Source organism: Streptomyces sp. P1-3, from assembly GCF_050613155.1.
Taxonomy (GTDB): Bacteria; Actinomycetota; Actinomycetes; order Streptomycetales; family Streptomycetaceae; genus Streptomyces.
Map to the genome: position 1 here is coordinate 3729294 of NZ_CP192512.1, position 18567 is coordinate 3747860.

12 protein-coding genes are annotated in these 18567 nt (G+C 72.2%); 5 read left to right on the forward strand and 7 right to left on the reverse strand.

The features are described from left to right. Positions 1 to 440 precede the first annotated feature (440 nt). Genes ACQUSR_RS15890 through ACQUSR_RS15905 form a run of 4 tightly spaced genes read right to left on the reverse strand, consistent with a single transcriptional unit; the run spans position 441 to position 8753 of the window. Positions 441 to 2108 carry a GAF domain-containing sensor histidine kinase gene (locus tag ACQUSR_RS15890; RefSeq protein ID WP_431043224.1) on the reverse strand — a complete coding sequence of 556 codons (1668 nt, stop codon included), beginning with the start codon at positions 2106 to 2108 and terminating at the stop codon, positions 441 to 443. A gap of 10 nt (positions 2109 to 2118) precedes the next feature. After that, complete coding sequence (cydD, locus tag ACQUSR_RS15895; RefSeq protein ID WP_431043225.1) at positions 2119 to 6060, reverse strand: thiol reductant ABC exporter subunit CydD; 3942 nt, start codon at positions 6058 to 6060, stop codon at positions 2119 to 2121. Positions 6061 to 6072: 12 nt separating this feature from the next. Continuing rightward, the gene (cydB, locus tag ACQUSR_RS15900) at positions 6073 to 7119 is read right to left on the reverse strand and encodes a cytochrome d ubiquinol oxidase subunit II (RefSeq protein ID WP_431043226.1); all 1047 of its coding nucleotides are present in this window, start codon (positions 7117 to 7119) and stop codon (positions 6073 to 6075) included. A gap of 38 nt (positions 7120 to 7157) precedes the next feature. After that, positions 7158 to 8753 carry a cytochrome ubiquinol oxidase subunit I gene (locus ACQUSR_RS15905; protein WP_431043227.1) on the reverse strand — a complete coding sequence of 532 codons (1596 nt, stop codon included), beginning with the start codon at positions 8751 to 8753 and terminating at the stop codon, positions 7158 to 7160. Positions 8754 to 8972: 219 nt separating this feature from the next. Here ACQUSR_RS15905 and ACQUSR_RS15910 point away from each other — a divergent pair, with 219 nt between their 5' ends. Beyond that, the gene (locus tag ACQUSR_RS15910) at positions 8973 to 9344 is read left to right on the forward strand and encodes a cyclophilin-like fold protein (protein WP_431043228.1); all 372 of its coding nucleotides are present in this window, start codon (positions 8973 to 8975) and stop codon (positions 9342 to 9344) included. Between the two features lie 166 nt (positions 9345 to 9510). Here ACQUSR_RS15910 and hisC read toward each other — a convergent pair whose 3' ends face one another. Beyond that, on the reverse strand, positions 9511 to 10590 hold the full coding sequence (hisC, locus tag ACQUSR_RS15915) for a histidinol-phosphate transaminase (protein WP_431043229.1): 1080 nt from the start codon (positions 10588 to 10590) through the stop codon (positions 9511 to 9513). A 346-nt stretch (positions 10591 to 10936) separates the two neighbouring features. Here hisC and ACQUSR_RS15920 point away from each other — a divergent pair, with 346 nt between their 5' ends. From ACQUSR_RS15920 to ACQUSR_RS15930, 3 genes are all read left to right on the forward strand, one after another. After that, entirely contained in the window at positions 10937 to 12037 is a 1101-nt protein-coding gene (locus tag ACQUSR_RS15920) for a LacI family DNA-binding transcriptional regulator (RefSeq protein ID WP_304462957.1), read from the forward strand. A gap of 205 nt (positions 12038 to 12242) precedes the next feature. Then, positions 12243 to 13526 (forward strand): metallophosphoesterase, encoded by a 1284-nt coding sequence (locus ACQUSR_RS15925; protein ID WP_431047617.1) that lies wholly within the window; start codon positions 12243 to 12245, stop codon positions 13524 to 13526. Positions 13527 to 13733: 207 nt separating this feature from the next. Beyond that, positions 13734 to 14630, forward strand: coding sequence for a hypothetical protein (locus ACQUSR_RS15930; RefSeq protein WP_431043230.1), 897 nt, complete (start codon positions 13734 to 13736; stop codon positions 14628 to 14630). Between the two features lie 81 nt (positions 14631 to 14711). Here ACQUSR_RS15930 and thiC read toward each other — a convergent pair whose 3' ends face one another. After that, positions 14712 to 16463: a phosphomethylpyrimidine synthase ThiC gene (gene thiC, locus ACQUSR_RS15935; protein ID WP_431043231.1), complete on the reverse strand. Its 1752-nt coding sequence runs from the start codon at positions 16461 to 16463 to the stop codon at positions 14712 to 14714. A 222-nt stretch (positions 16464 to 16685) separates the two neighbouring features. Here thiC and ACQUSR_RS15940 point away from each other — a divergent pair, with 222 nt between their 5' ends. Further along, entirely contained in the window at positions 16686 to 18092 is a 1407-nt protein-coding gene (locus tag ACQUSR_RS15940) for a YibE/F family protein (protein WP_431043232.1), read from the forward strand. A gap of 10 nt (positions 18093 to 18102) precedes the next feature. Here ACQUSR_RS15940 and ACQUSR_RS15945 read toward each other — a convergent pair whose 3' ends face one another. Continuing rightward, the gene (locus ACQUSR_RS15945) at positions 18103 to 18540 is read right to left on the reverse strand and encodes an SsgA family sporulation/cell division regulator (protein ID WP_431043233.1); all 438 of its coding nucleotides are present in this window, start codon (positions 18538 to 18540) and stop codon (positions 18103 to 18105) included. Between the last annotated feature and the right edge of the window lie 27 nt (positions 18541 to 18567).

Genomic DNA, 18567 nt, shown 5'->3' on the forward strand with positions numbered 1-18567 from the left:
GCGCACCCAGGGGACCGCCGGTACGCAGCCCCAGGGGCGGCCGGAACGCGGGCCCCCCGGGGGGGGCCGCAGGCACACGGCCCCGGGGCCCGCCGGGGCAAGGCTCCAGGGGACTACCGGTACGCAGTCCCAGGGGGCCGCAGACACGCGAGGCTCGGGGGGACAGCCGGTGCGCGGGCCCAAGGGACCGCCGGTGTCCCCCGGGGGACCGCCGGCAAGCGGGCCCAAGAGACCGCCGGCACGCGGGGCCTGGGGGACCGCCGGTGCACGCGCCCAGGGGACCACAGACACGTGGGGTCCAGGGCACCGCCGGTGCACGCGCCCAGGGCCCACAGGCACGCGCCCCCAAGGGACCGCCGGTGCGGGCGCCCAGGCGCCCCGGACCACCCGTAGGCGCCGCGCGCCCTGGCCCCGGCCCTGGCCCCGGGCCCGCGGGGCGCCTACAGCGGGGCCTCCCAGGTGATCGTCGTGCCCGCCGTCTCCGGGCCGATGCCGGGGCCGTACGTGGCGGAGCCGCCCAGGGACTCGGCTCTCCGGGCCAGGTTCCGCAGGCCGCTGCGGCGGCCCCCGGCCGGGATGCCCACCCCGTTGTCCGCGACCCGCAGCCGTACCCCCTCCCGGCCGTCCGGCAGCGTCACCGTCGCGTCGACCGTGACCTCGATACGGTCCGCGCGCGCGTGCCGGAACGCGTTCGACAGCGCCTCGCGCAGTGCCGCGATCAGGTTCTTCGCCGTCGGCTCGCCGACCCGCGCGTCCACCGCGCCGACGAACGCCACCGACGGCTGGAAGCCCAGCGGCACCGCGGCCGTGCCGATCTCCCGCAGTACGCGCGTCCGCAGCCCCGACGGCACCTCCGCGGGCCCTTGCTGCAGCGCGAAGATCGCCGTACGTACCTCCTGGATCGTCGCGTCGAGTTCGTCGACGGCCCGGCCCACCTGCTCCCGCACTTCCGGCCGGTCCGCCTGGCGCTGCGCGCTCTCCAGCATCATCCCCGTCGCGAACAGCCGCTGGATGACCAGGTCGTGCAGATCGCGCGCGATCCGGTCGCGGTCCTCGTACACCGCGAGCCGCTCCCGGTCGCGCTGCGCCTCCGCCAGGACCAGCGCCAGCGCCGCCTGTGCCGCGAACTGCGTGGCCAGCACCCGTTCGGTGCCGGTGAACGGCGGGCCGCCGCGTGCGCGCGGGGTGGCGAGGATGCCGAGCACGCGGTCGCCACTGCGCAGCGGCAGCATCATGCTGGGGCCGTACCGTTGGGAGACGGGCGCGGTCATCCGCGGGTCGGTCGCCGAGTCGTCGACGAACACCGGCTCACCGGCGAGCAGCCGCGGCACGATCGGGGACCGCGCCGACACGACCGTGCCGATCAGTCCTGACGGGTCGTCGGCGTTCGCGGCGACGATCTCCAGGCCGCCGTTCTCCTCCGGTACGAGCACGATCCCGGCCGTCGAACCGGCCAGGCGGCGCGCCTGTTCGGCGACGACCGAGAGCGCGTCCTCCGCGTCGCCGCCGGAGAGCAGCGCGGTGGTGACGGCCACGGAGCCGTCGATCCAGCGCTCGCGCTGCCGGGTGGTGTCGTACAGGCGGGCGTTGCCGATCGCGATCCCCGCCTCCGTCGCCAGCACCTTCACCATGCCGAGGTCGGAGACGCCGAACGAGCCGCCGCCCCGCTTACCGGTGAGGTACAGGTCTCCGAAGTGCTCGCCCTGGACGCGGATCGGTACGCGCAGCCAGTCGCGCTCCGGCGAGGAGGTCAGGTCGAGGGAGCGGGCGGCGGACGGGTCTGCGAGAAGCTCCGCGACGCGCGCCCGGTCGCCGTCGGGCACGCCGTAGGTGATCAGATCGGCCAGGCCGTCGCCGGTCGCGGTGAAGACCCCGATGCCGGCCTGGCGGGCCTCGGCGAACTCGGCGGCCGTCCGGGCGATCCGGTCCAGGACGGAGTGGACGTCGAGGCCGCTGCCGATGGTGCGCATCGCCTCCAGCAGACGCGGGATACGGGACGTCAGCTCGGTGGAGAGGCCGCGCAGGCCTCGGGTGGCCTCGGTCGCCGCGTCGAAGTCGTCCCGGGAACCGTCGTGGGAGTCGTCCTGTGGTCCTGCCGTGGCTGCCATGCCCTTGAGCCTAATAAGCACCTTTTGTCAGGGAAAGTTGTTGATTGCCCGCCGAGTGCCCGGCGATGTCCTCCGCGCCTTCGGCGGCCCGCTCCCGCTCCGCCGGCTGGTCCCGCTCCACCAGCCGCTCCCGCTCCAGCATCCGCAGGAACGGGCCGTCCGCCGCCGTCACCTCCTCGTACGTCCCGCGCTGCACCGTCCGCCCCTCCGCCAGGACGATCACCTCGTCCACCGCCCCGGCGAGCCCCGCCAGCCGGTGCGTGATCAGCACCGTCGTACGCCCCTCCGTGGCGGCCAGCAGATCGGCCGTCAGGGCGTCCGCGGTCGCCAGGTCGAGGTGTTCGGCCGGTTCGTCGAGCAGCAGGACGGGGAAGTCGGCGAGCAGCGCGCGGGCCAGGGCCAGCCGCTGACGCTGGCCGCCGGAGAGCCGGGCGCCGAACTCGCCGACGAGGGTGTCGAGGCCGTCCGGCAGCCCGTCCACCCACTCCAGCAGCCGCGCGGAACGCAGCGCCGCCCGCAGTTCGCCGTCGCCGGCGCCGGGCCGGGCGAGCCGCAGGTTCTCGCGCAGCGAGCTGTCGAAGACGTGCGCGTCCTGTGCGCACAGCCCCACCAGCCGCCGTACGCCGTCCCCGTCCAGCGCGGCGGCCTCCCGGCCCGCGAGGGTGTACGTACCGGACTCGGCGTCCAGGAAGCGCAGCAGCACCTGGGCGACCGTGGACTTGCCCGCGCCGGACGCGCCCACGACGGCGACCCGGCGCCCGGCGGTCAACTCCAGGGCGAACCCGTCGAGGGCGGGCGCGGTCCGCCCCGGGTAGCAGGCGGTCAGATCCCTTACGACGAGGGGGAACGGCGAGGCGGGGGCCTGGCCTGTGCCCTCGGTCACCGGGGGCGGGGTGTCCAGCACTTCCGCCACCCGCTCGGCGGAACGCCGCACCCGCTGCCGGTACTGCACCGCGAGCGGCAGCCCCACGACGGCCTCGAACGCGGCGAGCGGCGTCAGGACCACGACCGCCAGCCACACGCCGGGCAGCCGCCCGTCCGCCACGGCCCGTACACCGAGCCACGCGGCGGCGGTCACGGTAAACCCGCAGGTCAGGGCGGACAGTCCGGCGCCGAGGGCGGTGGCGGCGGCCGCGCGGCGGGCGATCCGGGTGAGCGTGCGGTCGGCGCGGCGTACCGAGTCGAGGCGGCGCGGCAGGGCACCGGCGACCGTCAGCTCGGCGGTCCCGTGCAGCAGGTCGACGACCTCGGTGGAGAGCGCGCCGCGGGCGGGGGCCAGCCGGCGGTCGGCGCGGCGCGCGATCGTGCCGGCCAGCAGCGGGACGGCGACCCCGGCGGTCAGCAGACCGGCCGCGAGGACGGCCCCGGCCTCGGGGAGCAGCCACGCGGTGAAGCCGACGGACGCGGTTCCCACGGCCAGTGCCGTGCCGACGGGGAGCAGCCAGCGCAGGAAGTGGTCCTGAAGCGCGTCGACGTCGGCGACGAGGCGGGAGAGGAGATCGCCGCGCCGGGTGTCGCGCAGACCGGCGGGGGCCAGCCGTTCCAGCCGCCGGTAGACGGCGACGCGCAGATCGGCCAGGAGGCGGAGGGCGGCGTCGTGCGAGACGAGCCGCTCCGCGTAGCGGAAGACGGCGCGGCCGATGCCGAAAGCGCGGGTCGCGGTAACGGCGACCATGAGATAGAGGACGGGCGGATGCTGCGAGGCGCGCGAGATCAGCCAGCCGGAGACGGCCATGAGGCCGACAGCGCTGCCGAGGGCGAGAGCGCCGAGCAGCAGCGCGAGCCCGAACCGGCCCCGCTGCGAGCGGCACCCCGCGAACACCGCTGCCACCGCGCCGTTGCCCCGGCCGCGACCCCCCGCCGCCGCGCCGTTGCCCCGGCCCCGGGCACCCGGCACCGCGTCCTTACCCTGGCCCCGGGCACCCGGCACCGTGCCCCTGACCCGGCTACGGCCCCCCGGCGACGCGCCCCTGGCCATCCCCGTCCCCGTCTCCGGCGCGTGGTCTCCGTCGCTCAGGCCGCAGCCGCCCTGGCGCGGGCTGCGGTCGCCCCGCGCCGCGCTCGTGCCCTCGCCGAGTCCGTCCCCGGCGTCATCTGGCGCACCCCGGACCGCCGAGGAGCCCGGCCCAGCCGGGCTACCCGGCACCCCCGCCGAACCCCTCACCACCACCGCCGAGCGCTGCACCGAAGCGGCGCTCGCGCCACCGGCAGGGCCGCCCGAGACCGTGACCGGGCCGGCCGGCGCCAGACGGACCACGCGGTCCGCCGCCGCCAGCAGCGCGGGGCGATGGACGACCAGGAGTACCGTGCGGCCCGCCGACAGCTTCCGTACCGCGTCGACGACGCCCCCTTCCGTCTCCCCGTCGAGGCTTGCCGTCGGCTCGTCCAGCAGCAGGACCGGCCGGTCCGCCAGGAAGGCCCTGGCCAAGGCGATCCGCTGGCGCTGTCCGGCCGACAGGCCCGCCCCGCCCTCGCCGACCGCCGCGTCGATCCCGCCCGGCAGCGTCTCCGCGAACTCCAGCGCCCCGGCCGCCCGCAGGGCACCCCGTACCGCCGCGTCGTCCGCGTCCGGCCGGGCCAGTCGCACGTTCTCCGCGATCGTCCCGGCGAACAGGTGCGGCCGCTGCGGAACCCAGGCCACCTGCCGCCGCCAGCTCTCCACGTCCAGCTCCGCCAGGTCCGTACCGTCGATCAGCACCCGGCCGCCGGCGGGCGTGGCGAAGCCCAGGACCGCGTCGAGCAGCGTGCTCTTGCCGACCCCGCTCGGTCCGACCAGGGCCACCGTCTCCCCGTGGCGGACCTCGAACGACGTTTCCGCGAGCGCCGGTTCCGCACGGCCCGGATACGTGACGACCAGATCCTCGAAGGCCAACGCCGCGGCCGAGCGGCCCCCCTCCGTGGCCGGTCCGCCTGCCACGGCCGAGCAGCCGCCCTCCGTGACCGGTCCGCCCGCCGCGACCGAGCAGGCGCCCCGTACCTCCAGCCCACCCGTCGCGGGCGCCTCCCGCTCCAGTACCGCGAAGACCTCGTCCGCCGCCGCCAGGCCCTCCGCCGCCGCGTGGTACTGCGCGCCCACCTGACGCAGTGGCAGATACGCCTCCGGGGCCAGGATCAGCACCACCAGCCCGGTCGTGAGGTCCAGTTCTCCGTGGACCAGCCGCATGCCGATGCCGACCGCGACCAGCGCCACCGAGAGCGTCGCCAGCAACTCCAGCGCGAAGGAGGACAGGAACGCCAGCCGCAGCGTGCGCAGGGTGGCTCGGCGGTAGTCGGCGGTGATCGTACGGATCGACGCCGCCTGGGCCTTCGCCCGGCCGAAGACCTTCAGCGTCGGCAATCCGGCGACCACGTCGAGGAAGTGGCCGGACAGCCGGGTCAGCAGCCGCCACTGCCGGTCCATCCGGCTCTGCGTCGCCCAGCCGATCAGCACCATGAACAGCGGAATCAGCGGCAGCGTGCCCGCGATGATCAGCGCCGAGACCCAGTCGGCGGTCACGATCCGGGCGAGCACCGCGACGGGTACGACGACCGCGAGCCCCAACTGCGGTAGATAGCGCGCGAAATAGTCGTCCAGCGCGTCGACGCCGCGCGTGGCGAGTGTGGTCAACTCCCCGATGTTCCACGTGAAACGTCGTGGCCCCAGCCGGGTCGCATGCGCCAACAGCCGCATGCGCAGCGCGGACTTCACCGCCGCACTCGCCCGGTGGGCGGTCAGTTCGGTCAGCCAGGCGACGAGCGCGCGGCCGACCGCCACGGCGGCCAGCAGGGTCAGCGGCCGGATCAGCTCCCCGGCCGCCCGCCCCTGCTGGAACGCGCCGACCACCAGCTCGGCGATGAGCGTCGCCTGGGCGACGACGAGCCCGGCCCCCGCCAGCCCGAGCGCCACCGATGCGGCGAGAAAGCCACGAGTGGCACGGGCGTGGCGGAGGAGCCGGGGGTCCACAGGACGCATGATCCGCGTTCCTCAGTCGGCCGAGGGCTTGGGCGCCGCGGGCCCGACCGGTACCGGCCGGTGCCCCGCGGGTATGTGCTGGACACCGATCCGCTTGCGGAACACCCAGTACGTCCACGCCTGGTAGGCCACGACCAGCGGGGTCATCACGAGCGCCGTCCAGGTCATGATCTTCAACGTGTACGGGCTGGACGCCGCGTTGTCGGCCGTCAGGTTCCATCGCGGGTCCAGCGAGGACGGCATGACGTCCGGGAACAACGCCAGGAAGAGCATGCCGACCGCCGCCGCGACGGTGACGCCGGACAGCGCGAACGACCAGCCCTCCCGGCCCCGGGCGTTCATGGCCAGCGCCGCGGCCAGCGCGGCGACCGCGACGGCGAGCGCGATCAGACTGCGGCCGTTGCCGCTGTCGGCCTGGGTCCAGGCCAGGAACGCCACCAGCAGCGCCGCCGCGCCCAGGCCCAGCAGCCCGGCCTGGCGGCGGGCCCGTACCCGGATGTCGCCGACCGTCTTCAGCGCGGCGAACACCGCGCCGTGGAAGGTGAACAGCGCCAGCGTGGTGAACCCGCCCAGCAGCGCGTACGGGCTGAGCAGATCGCCGACGTCCCCGGCGTAGTTCTTGTCGGGGCCGATCGGCACGCCGCGCACGAGGTTCGCGAAGACCGCGCCCCACAGGAAGGCGGGGATCAGCGAGCACCAGAAGATCGCGTGCTCCCAGTTGCGCTGCCAGCGCTCCTCGTCGCGCTTGTGCCGGTACTCAAAGGCGACGCCGCGCAGGATGAGGCAGACCAGGATGGCCAGCAGCGGCAGGTAGAAGCCGCTGAGGAGGGTGGCGTACCAGTCGGGGAAGGCGGCGAAGGTCGCGCCGACCGCCGTCAGCAGCCACACCTCGTTCCCGTCCCAGACCGGTCCGATGGTGTTGATCAGGACGCGGCGCTCGGTGCGGCCCCTGGCCAGCAGCCTGGTCAGCACCCCGATGCCGAAGTCGAATCCTTCGAGGAAGAAGTAGCCGATCCACAGGACGGCGATCAGCAGGAACCAGATGTCGTGAAGGTGCATGTCGTGCTCTCCCTGCCGTCGTTACGCGACGCTCGGCATCAGTACGCGAAGGTCAGCGGGCGGTCTGCGTCCTCAGCGGCGGCAGCGCTCCCGGCACCACCGGACGGGCCACCGGACGGCATCCGCAGCCGCGGGTCCTTCGCGGGCGGCTTCTCGTCGACGTCCGGCCCGGCCTTGGCGTACTTGGTCAGCAGCCGTACCTCGACCACCGCGAGCACGCCGTACAGCAGGGTGAAGACGCCCATGGAGATCAGCACTTCGGTGGTGCCCACGCCGGGCGAGACCGCGTCACCGGTCTTCATCAGCCCGTACACCACCCAGGGCTGACGACCCATCTCGGTGAAGATCCAGCCGAAGGAGTTGGCGATCAACGGGAATCCCATGGTGAGGATGCCCAGCCGCCACGCCCACCGGGTCAGGAACGGGTTCAGCTCCCGGCGCCGGGTCAGCATCAGCCGGGGCACCTCGTTCTCCCCGGTACGGAACTCGGGTGCCAGCCAGAGCTTGCGGCGAGTGGTCCACAGGCCGATGACGCCGGCGGCGAACGAGGTCATCCCGAAGCCGATCATCAGCCGGAAGCCCCAGAAGGCCATGAAGATGCTGGGAACGTAGTCCTCGGGGTCGCCGCCGTAGAGCTGCGCCTCCTGCTCGGCGAGGTCGTTGATGCCGGGCACGGCGTCGGAGAAGTTGTTGTGCGCGAGGAAGGAGAGCAGCCCGGGGATCTCCAGCTCGGTGCTGTTGTGCCCCTCGCCGACGTCGCCGACGGCGAAGACCGCGAACGGCGCGGGCGCCTGGGTCTCCCACAGCGCCTCGGCGGCGGCCATCTTCATGGGCTGCTGCTCGAACATCACCTTGCCGAGCTCGTCACCGCTGATGGCGGTGCCCATACCCGCGATCACCGCGATGACCAGACCGGCCCGCAGCGAGGACCGCATGGCGCCGATCTGCTTGCTCCGCTTCACGCTCGGCTCCTCCCCCTTCTCCAGGGCGCGCTTGGCGCGCCACAGATGGAAGGAGGCGATACCGACGACGAACGCGGCACCGGTGAGGAAGGCGGCCGTGAGGGTGTGGAAGACCACGACCAGGGTGGTGTTCTGGGTCAGTACCGCCCAGATGTCGGTGAGCTGCGCCTTTCCGGTGGCCTTGTCGATGCTGTAGCCGACGGGGTGCTGCATCCAGGAGTTGGCGGCCAGGATGAAGTAAGAGGACAGCACCGTGCCCGCGGCGACGATCCAGATGCAGGCGCAGTGCAGCTTCTTGGGCAGCTTGTCCCAGCCGAAGATCCACAGCCCGATGAAGGTGGACTCGAAGAAGAAGGCGATGAGCGCCTCCATCGCGAGCGGAGCGCCGAAGACGTCACCGACGAAGCGTGAGTAGTCGGACCAGTTCATCCCGAACTGGAACTCCTGCACGATGCCGGTGACCACCCCCATCGCGATGTTGATCAGGAAGAGCTTTCCCCAGAACTTGGTGGCATGGAAGTACTTCTCCTTGCCCGTGCGGACCCAGGCCGTCTCCATGCCCGCCGTGAAGGCGGCGAGGCTGATGGTCAGCGGGACGAAGAGGTAGTGGTAGACGGTCGTGATGCCGAACTGCCAGCGCGCCAGTGTCTCTGGCGCCAGAGCCAGGTCCACGTCGTTCTCCTTACCGTCGTGCTCTCACCGCGGCCGCGGCCGCAGACCCCTCCGCGGTTGCCCCCACTCACACGCAAAGCACCGCAAACCGCAGAGCTTGTGAATGCATTCACATTCACAAGGAATTATGACGCACAGGCTTTCGGCTGCTTTCACCGGGGGGTGGGCTACCGCGGGGTACCCCTTCCCCCACGCTTCAACATATTGTTGAATCCCTGCGTGCAGCAGATACGCATCGTCTGGCCCGCGGGCCGACTCACCGCCACACTCGACGACACCCCGACGGCCGCCGCCCTGCTCGCCGCGCTTCCGATCCGGTCGACGGCGCACACGTGGGGAGAAGAGGTCTACTTCGACACCGGGCTCGAACCGGCGCTGGAATCCGCCGCGCGGCAGGTGGTACCACCGGGAACCGTCGCGTTCTGGATCGAGGGAAACGCCCTCGCGCTCCCGTACGGACCCACACCGATCTCACGCGGCGAGGAATGCCGGCTGGCGAGCCCGTGCAATGTACTGGGCCGCCTCGACGGAGACCCCCGGACGCTGGCCACGGTCCGCGCCGGCGACGTCATCCGGGTGGAGCGGGCGTAGGTGGGTGGCCTGCGGTGCCTTCCCCACCCGCTACCCGCGTGACGCGCCGCGACCCCGCCCGGCCCCGCACATCCCGAAGGGATACGACTCGGCCCGGACCCGCGCGGCCGGGCGGCCCGGAGCCACCGGGCCACCAGGCCACCGGCTCCGGGCTGCCGCGTCGGCGCTACAGCTGGGCGCGGAACTCCTCCGCCGCGCGCAGGAAGATGTCGTTCGCCTCGACCTCGCCGATCGTCGTGCGCACCCCCTCGTCCCCGTAAGGACGGACGATCACTCCCGCCTTCTCGCAGGCCGCGGCGAAGTCCTGCGTACGGTCGCCCAGCCGCAGGAACACGAAGTTCGCCTGCGTCTCCGGCACCGTCCAGCCCTGCGCGGTGAGCGCCGCGACGACCCGTGTCCGCTCCGCGACCAGCGCGTCGACCCGCTCCCGCAGCGCGTCCTCGCTGCGCAGTGAGGCGACCGCCGCGTCCTGCGCCAGCTGGCTCACCCCGAACGGCACCGCCGTCTTGCGCAGCGCCGCCGCGACCGGCTCGTGGGCCACGGCGAAGCCGACCCGCAGCCCGGCCAGGCCATACGCCTTGGAGAAGGTGCGCAGCACGCAGACGTTCGGCCGGTCCCGGTACAGGTCGATGCCGTCCGGCACCTGCTCGTCGCGGATGAACTCCTTGTACGCCTCGTCCAGCACCACCAGCACGTCCGAGGGCACCCGGTCCAGGAAGCGCTCCAGCTCCGCGCGGCGCACCACGGTGCCGGTGGGGTTGTTGGGGTTGCAGACGAAGATCAGCCGGGTCCGGTCGGTGATCGCGGCGGCCATCGCGTCCAGATCGTGGACCTCGGCGTCGGTCAGCGGCACCCGCACCGAGGTCGCGCCCGAGACCTGGGCGACGATCGGGTACGCCTCGAAGGACCGCCACGCGTACATCACCTCGTCGCCGGGGCCGGAGGTGGCCTGGACGAGCTGCTGGGCGACGCCGACCGAACCGGTGCCGGTGGCCAGATGCGTCACCGGCACCTCGAAACGCTCCGAGAGCTCGGCCATGAGGCCGCTGCACATCAGGTCGGGGTAGCGGTTGAAGGAGGCGGCGGCGCGGGCGGCGCTCTCCAGCACGCCCGGCAGCGGCGGGTAGGGGTTCTCGTTGGAGGACAGCTTGAAGGCCGCGGGGCCGCCCTCGGCGGCGGGCTTCCCCGGCTTGTAGGTGGGGATGCCGTCCAGCGCAGCACGCAGCTTGGGGCTCTTGTCAGACACCGCGGGTCCTCCTCGACCGTCCTGGCACATCAATACTGCACACCTTAGGAGGATTCACCCGGTCACCGTAAGGAGGAACCGGGTCAGGGGCGCATTTCCATTTCTCCGCGCGCCGGTGGCGGGCGCCGTAGCGCGCATCACCCGTGAAGGTGAGTTGAGACCACTTCGAAACATGGACCAATCACCAGACGTAGATATGCCAGAGGCCTGCATAGACACCGCCGCTCCCCCAACCACCTGGCCTTCTAAGGCGATCCAGCAATGATGATCTTGCAGAATCGTGCCTTTCGATCGCCATTCGCGGGACCCATCAGACGTACCGGCGGAGCCCTACTATCGGCTCGCCATGACAGCAGCAGGGAAGCACCAGGTGAGCGGGTCGACCGGCCGCCGGTTGGGGCGGGCGGGCATCAGGGACGTGGCCGCCGCGGCCGGGGTCTCGATCACGACTGTCTCCGACGCGCTCAACGGCAAGGGCCGGTTACCGGACGCCACCCGCCGCCATGTCCGCGAGGTCGCCGACCGGCTCGGCTACCGGCCGTCCGCCGCCGCCCGCACGCTCCGTACCGGCAAATCGGGCCTGATCGGGCTGACGGTGACCACCTACGGGGATGAACCTTTCACCTTCACGGAGTTCGCCTACTTCGCCGAGATGGCGCGCGCCGCGACCTCCGCAGCGCTGGCCCGCGGCTACGCCCTGGTCATCCTGCCCGCCACCTCCCGGCACGACGTGTGGTCCAACGTCGCCCTCGACGGCACCGTCGTCATCGACCCCTCCGACCAGGACCCGGTCGTCACCGAGCTGCTCCGCCAGGGCATCCCCGTGGTCAGCGACGGCCGCCCGGCCGGCACGCTCCCCGTCACCGCCTGGGTCGACAACGATCACGAGGCCGCCGTCGCGGGCCTGCTCGACCATCTCGCCGAGGCCGGCGCCCGCCGGATCGGCCTGCTGACGGGCACCACCACCGACACCTACACCCGGCTGTCCACCACCGCGTACCTGAACTGGTGCGAGCGGGTCGGCCAGGACCCGGTGTACGAGGAGTACCCGGCCCACGACCCCTGCGCCGGGGCCGTCGCCGCCGACCGGCTGCTCGCCCGGCCCGACCGCCCCGACGCGGTCTACGGCCTCTTCGACCCCAACGGCACCGACCTGCTCGCCGCCGCCCGCCGCTACGGGCTGCGCGTCCCCGACGACCTGCTGCTCGTGTGCTGCAGCGAGTCCGCCGTGTACGCCAACACCGACCCGCCCATCACGACCCTGTCCCTCAAGCCGCGCCGGATCGGCACCGCCGTCGTCCAGCTGCTGATCGACGCGATCGAAGGACACGACGCCGGGCGCCCCGTCGAGCAGGTGATACCGACCGAGCTGATGGTCCGCACCTCCTCCCAGCGCCGCTCACCGCGCACCACCATCAGCCCGCCACGCGGCCCCACGGGAGAATGAGCAGAGCTCCGCTGGAGCGGGCTCGGTAGTCTGGAGCGGGTCTCTACCGGACCAATTCGGGAGAAATCCCTAGTGGAGTGGAGCCTCATTCCGATTGACGGCACCCTGGTGCGTCACAAGCCCTGACGGTCATTCCTATGATGGGCGGATGACACCGCGGACCGCCCTCGACCAGGCACGGTCCACAGGGTGCACGTGCGGCGCGATGGTGGAGGGGTCGATGACTCAGGGGGCCGGTCTGGGACCCACGGCACGGACCACGGCGGCAGTGCCGCCCGTACCCGCGTACGCGTCGTCGCCCGTGCCTCCCCCGGCGGCGTCACCTGTACCCGCCCACGCCCACGCGTCGTCGCCGTCACCGGCACCCGCCCACGCGTCGTCGCCCGTGCCCGCCCCGGCGCCGTCACCCGTGCCCGCCCACACCTCGTCGCCCGTGACTCCGCCCGTGCGGCCACGGCCGTACGCCAACCCGGGCCCGGTGGCCACCTCCACCCAGCGGCCCGACGTCCAGAACATCCCGGAGTACACCCCGACCGAGCGCAGCCTGCCGCTCATGGGCCCCGGCCACACCATGGTGGACCGCCCCCTGGTCCCGCCGGGGGACCGGCCGACCGTCGCGCTCACCCCGGTCCCCGACCCGGCGCGCGCGGCCGCCGAGGGCGACGGCCCCGGGCCGCTCTATGTCGTCGGCGACGTCCACGGCTACCACGAAGAACTGCGCGAGGCCCTGGCCGCCGAGGGACTCATCGACGAGAACGGCGACTGGGCCGCGGGCAACACCCGGCTGTGGTTCCTCGGCGACTTCACCGACCGCGGCCCGGACGGCATCGGCGTCATCGACCTCGTCATGCAGCTGTCCGCGCAGGCCGCCGCCGCGGGCGGCTACTGCAAGGCGCTCATGGGCAACCACGAGCTGCTGCTCATCGGCGCCAAGCGGTTCGGCGACACCCCGGTCAACTCCGGCGCCGGCACCGCCTCCTTCCAGGCCGCCTGGCTGCTCAACGGCGGCCAGCGCACCGACATGGAACGGCTCGAGGACCACCACCTCCAGTGGATGTCCCGGCTCGACGCGATGACCGAGGCGGACGGCTATCTGCTGGTGCACTCCGACACCACCGCCTACCTGGAGTACGGCGACTCCATCGAGGCGGTCAACGACGCCGTGACCGAGGCGTTGCAGCGCAGCGACGCCGACGAATGCTGGGATCTGTTCCGCAAGTTCACCAAGCGCTTCGCCTTCCGCGACGAGGACGCCGGCCCGTTGGCGGCGCGCGAGCTCCTCGACACCTACGGCGGGCAGCGCATCGTGCACGGCCACAGCCCCATTCCGTATCTGCTGGGCGAGGTCGGCTCGGAGGACGGCGAGGACGGCGGCGCCCCGTCCGTGGAAGGACCGCACGTCTACGCCGACGATCTCGCCATCGCGATGGACGGCGGCGTGACCATGGCAGGAAAACTGCTGGTCGTCCAACTGCCCCTGGCAAGCTGAACGTTGAGTGTACGGACCGGTGTTCGGGCGGCGCCGGAGTTTCCCCGGGAGTTCCACCCGACCGGAGTGAATTCGGAAAACATACTGTCACCCCGCGCTAAAACGGCTCTACCATCGGCGTATCCGTAGCAGGCTCTCCTCCGTTTCCGCCCCGTCGGCCGGCGAAAGCCGCGCCTCAGGGCCCCTACGGAGTATCGGGGGACGCACATGAACAGCGCTCCGCATCTGCTGATCGAGGACCGTCCGGAGTTCGAGCGGATCCTCGACGAGGCGCTGCGTACCGCGCACCGCCGTCCGGAGTTCACCGCCGCGGGCCGCCGGCTCACCAATGAACAGCTGCGCACGATGGCGCTCAACGCCTCGGCCGCGATCTCGGCGTGCGCGGCCGCCGAGTACCAGCACTTCGTCGCGGTGCGCGACGAACTGCGCGACCCCGCGCACCGCCCGGCCGTGGTGCCGCCTGCTACCGCCGCCACCGCCGAGGACGGTGACCCCGGTGACGCCGACGACGGCGGGGAGGCCGGCGCCGCGGCCGATCGAACCGCCGCGGCGAACACCTCCGGAGCGGGACTGGTGGCCATCCTCACCGTGCTCGCCCCGCTGCTGGCCGGGACCGCCGCGGCGATCTTCCTCCTCCTCGGGTACACGTTGCGGATGCTGCACCCGGCCCCCTCGATCGCCGGGCCGATGGTCACCGCGGGCTGGCTCTTCACCGCCCTGACCGCCGCGGGCATCCTCATCGCCGCCATCGGCCTGCTGCTGACCGCACTGCGCAACGGCGGCACCGTCCCGCGCGGCGCGACGTCCCGGACCCGGGCCCAAGAGGTCGACCGAGCCCGGGAGGCGTGGCGGCAGGCGCTGCTGGAGCGCGGCGTCCTGCCGTTCCTGTACGAGGCGATGGCCGCCGTCCCGCCCCCCGCGGGCGCCCCGTCCCCCTCCTACGGCCCCGGCCGCCCGCAGCCCGCGGGCCGTACGCCGCACCTGGGCTACAGCCGTCCCGGCTTCAGCACGGAAGACGGCGACACCCCCGCCACCCGCCCCCGCTTCAGCAGCCCGAACTTCACCAGCCCCGACTACGGCGGCCCGGACCACCACCCGGAATGACAACCGGCAGCCGCGGCGCCGCATTTCGCGGTGGCGGAGGCCCCCCACAGGACCTCCGCCACCGCGCTCCTGGGCAGCGACTCAGTCGGCGATCGGCAGATACACGCGATTCCCCGCCTCCGCGAACTCCCGCGACTTCTCCGCCATCCCGGCCTCGGCCTCGGACTCCCCCATGGACTCGCCGTGCTGACGGCGGATGTCCTGGGAGATCTTCATCGAGCAGAACTTCGGGCCGCACATGGAGCAGAAGTGCGCCGTCTTGGCCGGCTCCGCCGGGAGGGTCTCGTCGTGGAACTCGCGCGCCGTGTCCGGGTCGAGGGCCAGGTTGAACTGGTCCTCCCAGCGGAACTCGAAGCGCGCGTCGGACAGCGCGTCGTCCCATTCCTGGGCGCCGGGGTGGCCCTTCGCCAGGTCCGCCGCGTGGGCCGCGATCTTGTAGGTGATGACGCCGGTCTTGACGTCGTCGCGGTCGGGCAGGCCCAGGTGCTCCTTCGGGGTGACGTAGCACAGCATCGCCGTACCCCACCAGGCGATCATCGCGGCGCCGATGCCCGAGGTGATGTGGTCGTAGGCGGGAGCGATGTCGGTGGTCAGCGGGCCCAGGGTGTAGAAGGGGGCCTCCTCGCAGATCTCCTGCTGGAGGTCCACGTTCTCCTTGATCTTGTGCATCGGGACATGGCCCGGGCCCTCGATCATGGTCTGGACGCCGTGCGCCTTGGCGATCCTGTTCAGTTCGCCGAGGGTCTTCAGCTCGGCGAACTGCGCCTCGTCGTTGGCGTCCGCGATGGAGCCCGGGCGCAGGCCGTCGCCGAGGGAGTACGTCACGTCGTAGGCGGCGAGGATCTCGCAGAGCTCCTCGAAGTTCTCGTAGAGGAAGCTCTCCTTGTGGTGCGCCAGGCACCAGGCGGCCATGATGGAGCCGCCGCGCGAGACGATGCCGGTCTTGCGGCGGGCGGTCAGCGGGACGTAGCGGAGCAGGACCCCGGCGTGGACCGTCATGTAGTCCACGCCCTGTTCGGCCTGCTCGATGACGGTGTCCTTGTAGATCTCCCAGGTCAGTTCCTCGGCCTTGCCGTCGACCTTCTCCAGCGCCTGGTAGAGGGGGACCGTGCCGATCGGGACGGGGGAGTTGCGCAGCACCCACTCGCGGGTGGTGTGGATGTTGCGGCCGGTGGAGAGGTCCATGACCGTGTCGGCGCCCCACCGGGTGGCCCAGGTCATCTTCTCCACCTCCTCCTCGATGGAGGAGGTCACCGCGGAGTTGCCGATGTTGGCGTTGACCTTCACCAGGAACCGCTTGCCGATGATCATCGGCTCGATCTCCGGGTGGTTGACGTTGGCCGGCAGCACGGCGCGGCCCGCGGCGATCTCCTCGCGGACGACCTCGGGGGAGACGTTCTCGCGCAGCGCCACGTACTCCATCTCGGCGGTGATCTCGCCGCGCCGCGCGTACGCGAGCTGGGTGACCGCCGCGCCGTCCCGGCCCCGGCGGGGCAGCCGGGGGCGGCCGGGGAAGACCGCGTCGAGGTTCTTCAGGCCCCCGCGCGGCGCGGTGTGCTTGAGCCCGTCGTCCTCCGGGCGCATGGGGCGCCCGGCGTACTCCTCGGTGTCGCCCCGCGCGATGATCCAGTTCTCCCGCAGCGGCGCCAGGCCGCGCCGGACATCCGTCTCGATGGCGGGGTCGGTGTACGGGCCGGACGTGTCGTACAGCGCCACGTCCTGGCCATTGGTGAGGTGCACCTGCCGGACCGGCACCTTCAGGTCCGGGCGGGAACCGGTGACATACGCCTTGTGCCAACCGATCGCGCGCGTGCGTGCATCCTGCATGGTCATGAGACCCACTCCCTACGCCGGCATTACCCGGTAACAGGTTCAGCGGTCGACGCAGCGGTTCTCCGTACCGTATGTACGGATATCAGCGCCCTCTCAGCCCGGTGCTCCGAGCTCCCGCGATTGCAAAGGTGCCACGAGGCTAACGGGTTCCCCGGCACGCTGAACAGAGGGGCGCGCTTGTCTTGCGCTTGAGTCTCGTGCTGGTCTTGCGATGATCGGTCGGTGACCCCGACACCTGAGCCCCACTCCCACGACCCCGCGGACGGGCCGGCACCCGGCCACGCGCACGGCCACTCCCACGCGCACGCCCACGGCCCCGCCACGCCCGTCTCGGCCCATCTGCGCAAGGTCATCGCGGCGGTGCTGATCCCGTTCACCGCCGCCGTAGTTGCCGGGCTGATCGTGCTGTGGCCGGGCGGCGCGCCCGAGGGCGAGGGCGGCCAGCGCAGCGGGCTCGGCTTCGACCAGGAGACCGTCTCGGGGAAGGTCGTGAAGGTCGAGGAGGTGAACTGCGCCGATGTGGGCGCCCAGCCGCAGCAGCCGCCGGACCCCGGGGAGCAGCCGGGGCAGCAGCCGCGGCAAGCCGACCAGCCCTGTGAGCGTACGACCATCGAGGTGACCTCCGGCAAGGACAAGGGGCGCACGTTCGAGGAGATCGTGCGGCCGGACGCGTCCCGCCACTACGACACGGGCCAGCGGGTCAAGCTGGCCTACGCGCCCAAGGCGCCGAAGAACCTCCAGTACTCGGTCAGCGATGTGGACCGGGGCTTCCCGATGGCGCTGCTGGCCGGGCTCTTCGCGCTCGCCGTGGTGGCCGTCGGACGGCTGCGCGGGGTCTTCGCACTGGTGGCACTGGCGATCAGCTTCGGGGTGCTGACGCTGTTCATCCTGCCGGCGATCCTTCAGGGCGACAATCCGCTGGTGGTGGCGGTGGTCGGGGGCAGCGCGATCATGCTGATCGCGCTCTATCTGTGCCATGGGCTGACGGCCCGTACGTCGGTGGCGGTGCTCGGCACCCTCGTGTCACTGCTGCTGATCGGCCTGTTGGGGTCGCTCTTCATCAGCTGGGCGTCGCTGACCGGCAACACCGACGACCAGACGGGCCTGGTGCACGGCCTCTATCCGGACATCGAGATCCGGGGTCTGCTGCTGGCAGGGATCATCATCGGTTCGCTGGGCGTGCTGGACGATGTGACGGTGACTCAGACGTCGGCGGTGTGGGAGCTCAAGGACGCGGATCCGACGGCGGGTTGGCGGAAGCTGTACGCGGCCGCCATGCGCATCGGACGGGACCACATCGCCTCTGTGGTCAACACGCTGGTGCTGGCCTACGCGGGCGCGTCACTGCCGTTGCTGCTGCTGTTCTCGATCGCGGACAGCGGCGTTGGCACCGTGGCGACCAGCGAGATCGTCGCCGAGGAGATCGTCCGCACCCTGGTGGGCAGCATCGGACTCGTCGCCTCCGTACCCGTGACCACCGCGCTGGCGGCGCTGGTGGTCACCGCCGACCGCAGGCACCCGGAGCCCGCGACCCCGGGCGGAGCCGGGGCGGGCGCGGCGCCCCGCGGCGGCGGATCGGGCCGGGGCCGCCGACGCCGCGCCAAACCCCGTAGGCGAGAGGTGAGTTGAGGAGTCTCCTTCACCCCGCGTAACGGTCATGGGCGAGGATGCGATTGAGCACCGCGTCCAGGTCACCCACCGGATCGACCGCGTCCCGCTCCGCGCCGAACGGGACGAGCCGGTCCGTACGATCCAGGAACGCCACCAGCGGCGCCGCCCCGACCCGGAACAGCGCGCGCTCGCCGCCGACCTGCAACCGGATGAAGACGTCGGACGTGCTCCCGCCGGGGACGGGGGTGATGTGCACATCGCCCTCACCGGTGGGCCTGCTGAGCCCGTCCAGCAGCAGCTCACGGGCGAACGCCCAGGTCACGGGGGCGTCCCCGGGGAGGTTGAAGGTGATTTCCACGGCGTACGGGTCCTCGCTGTCGTACGCCAGCTCGACCGGGATACGGAAGGACAGGTCCTGGGAGACCACGAAGGACATCGTCACTTCCGCCTGGACTGTGTCGCGCATGTCTCGCATCGTTCGCCGCCCCGAATC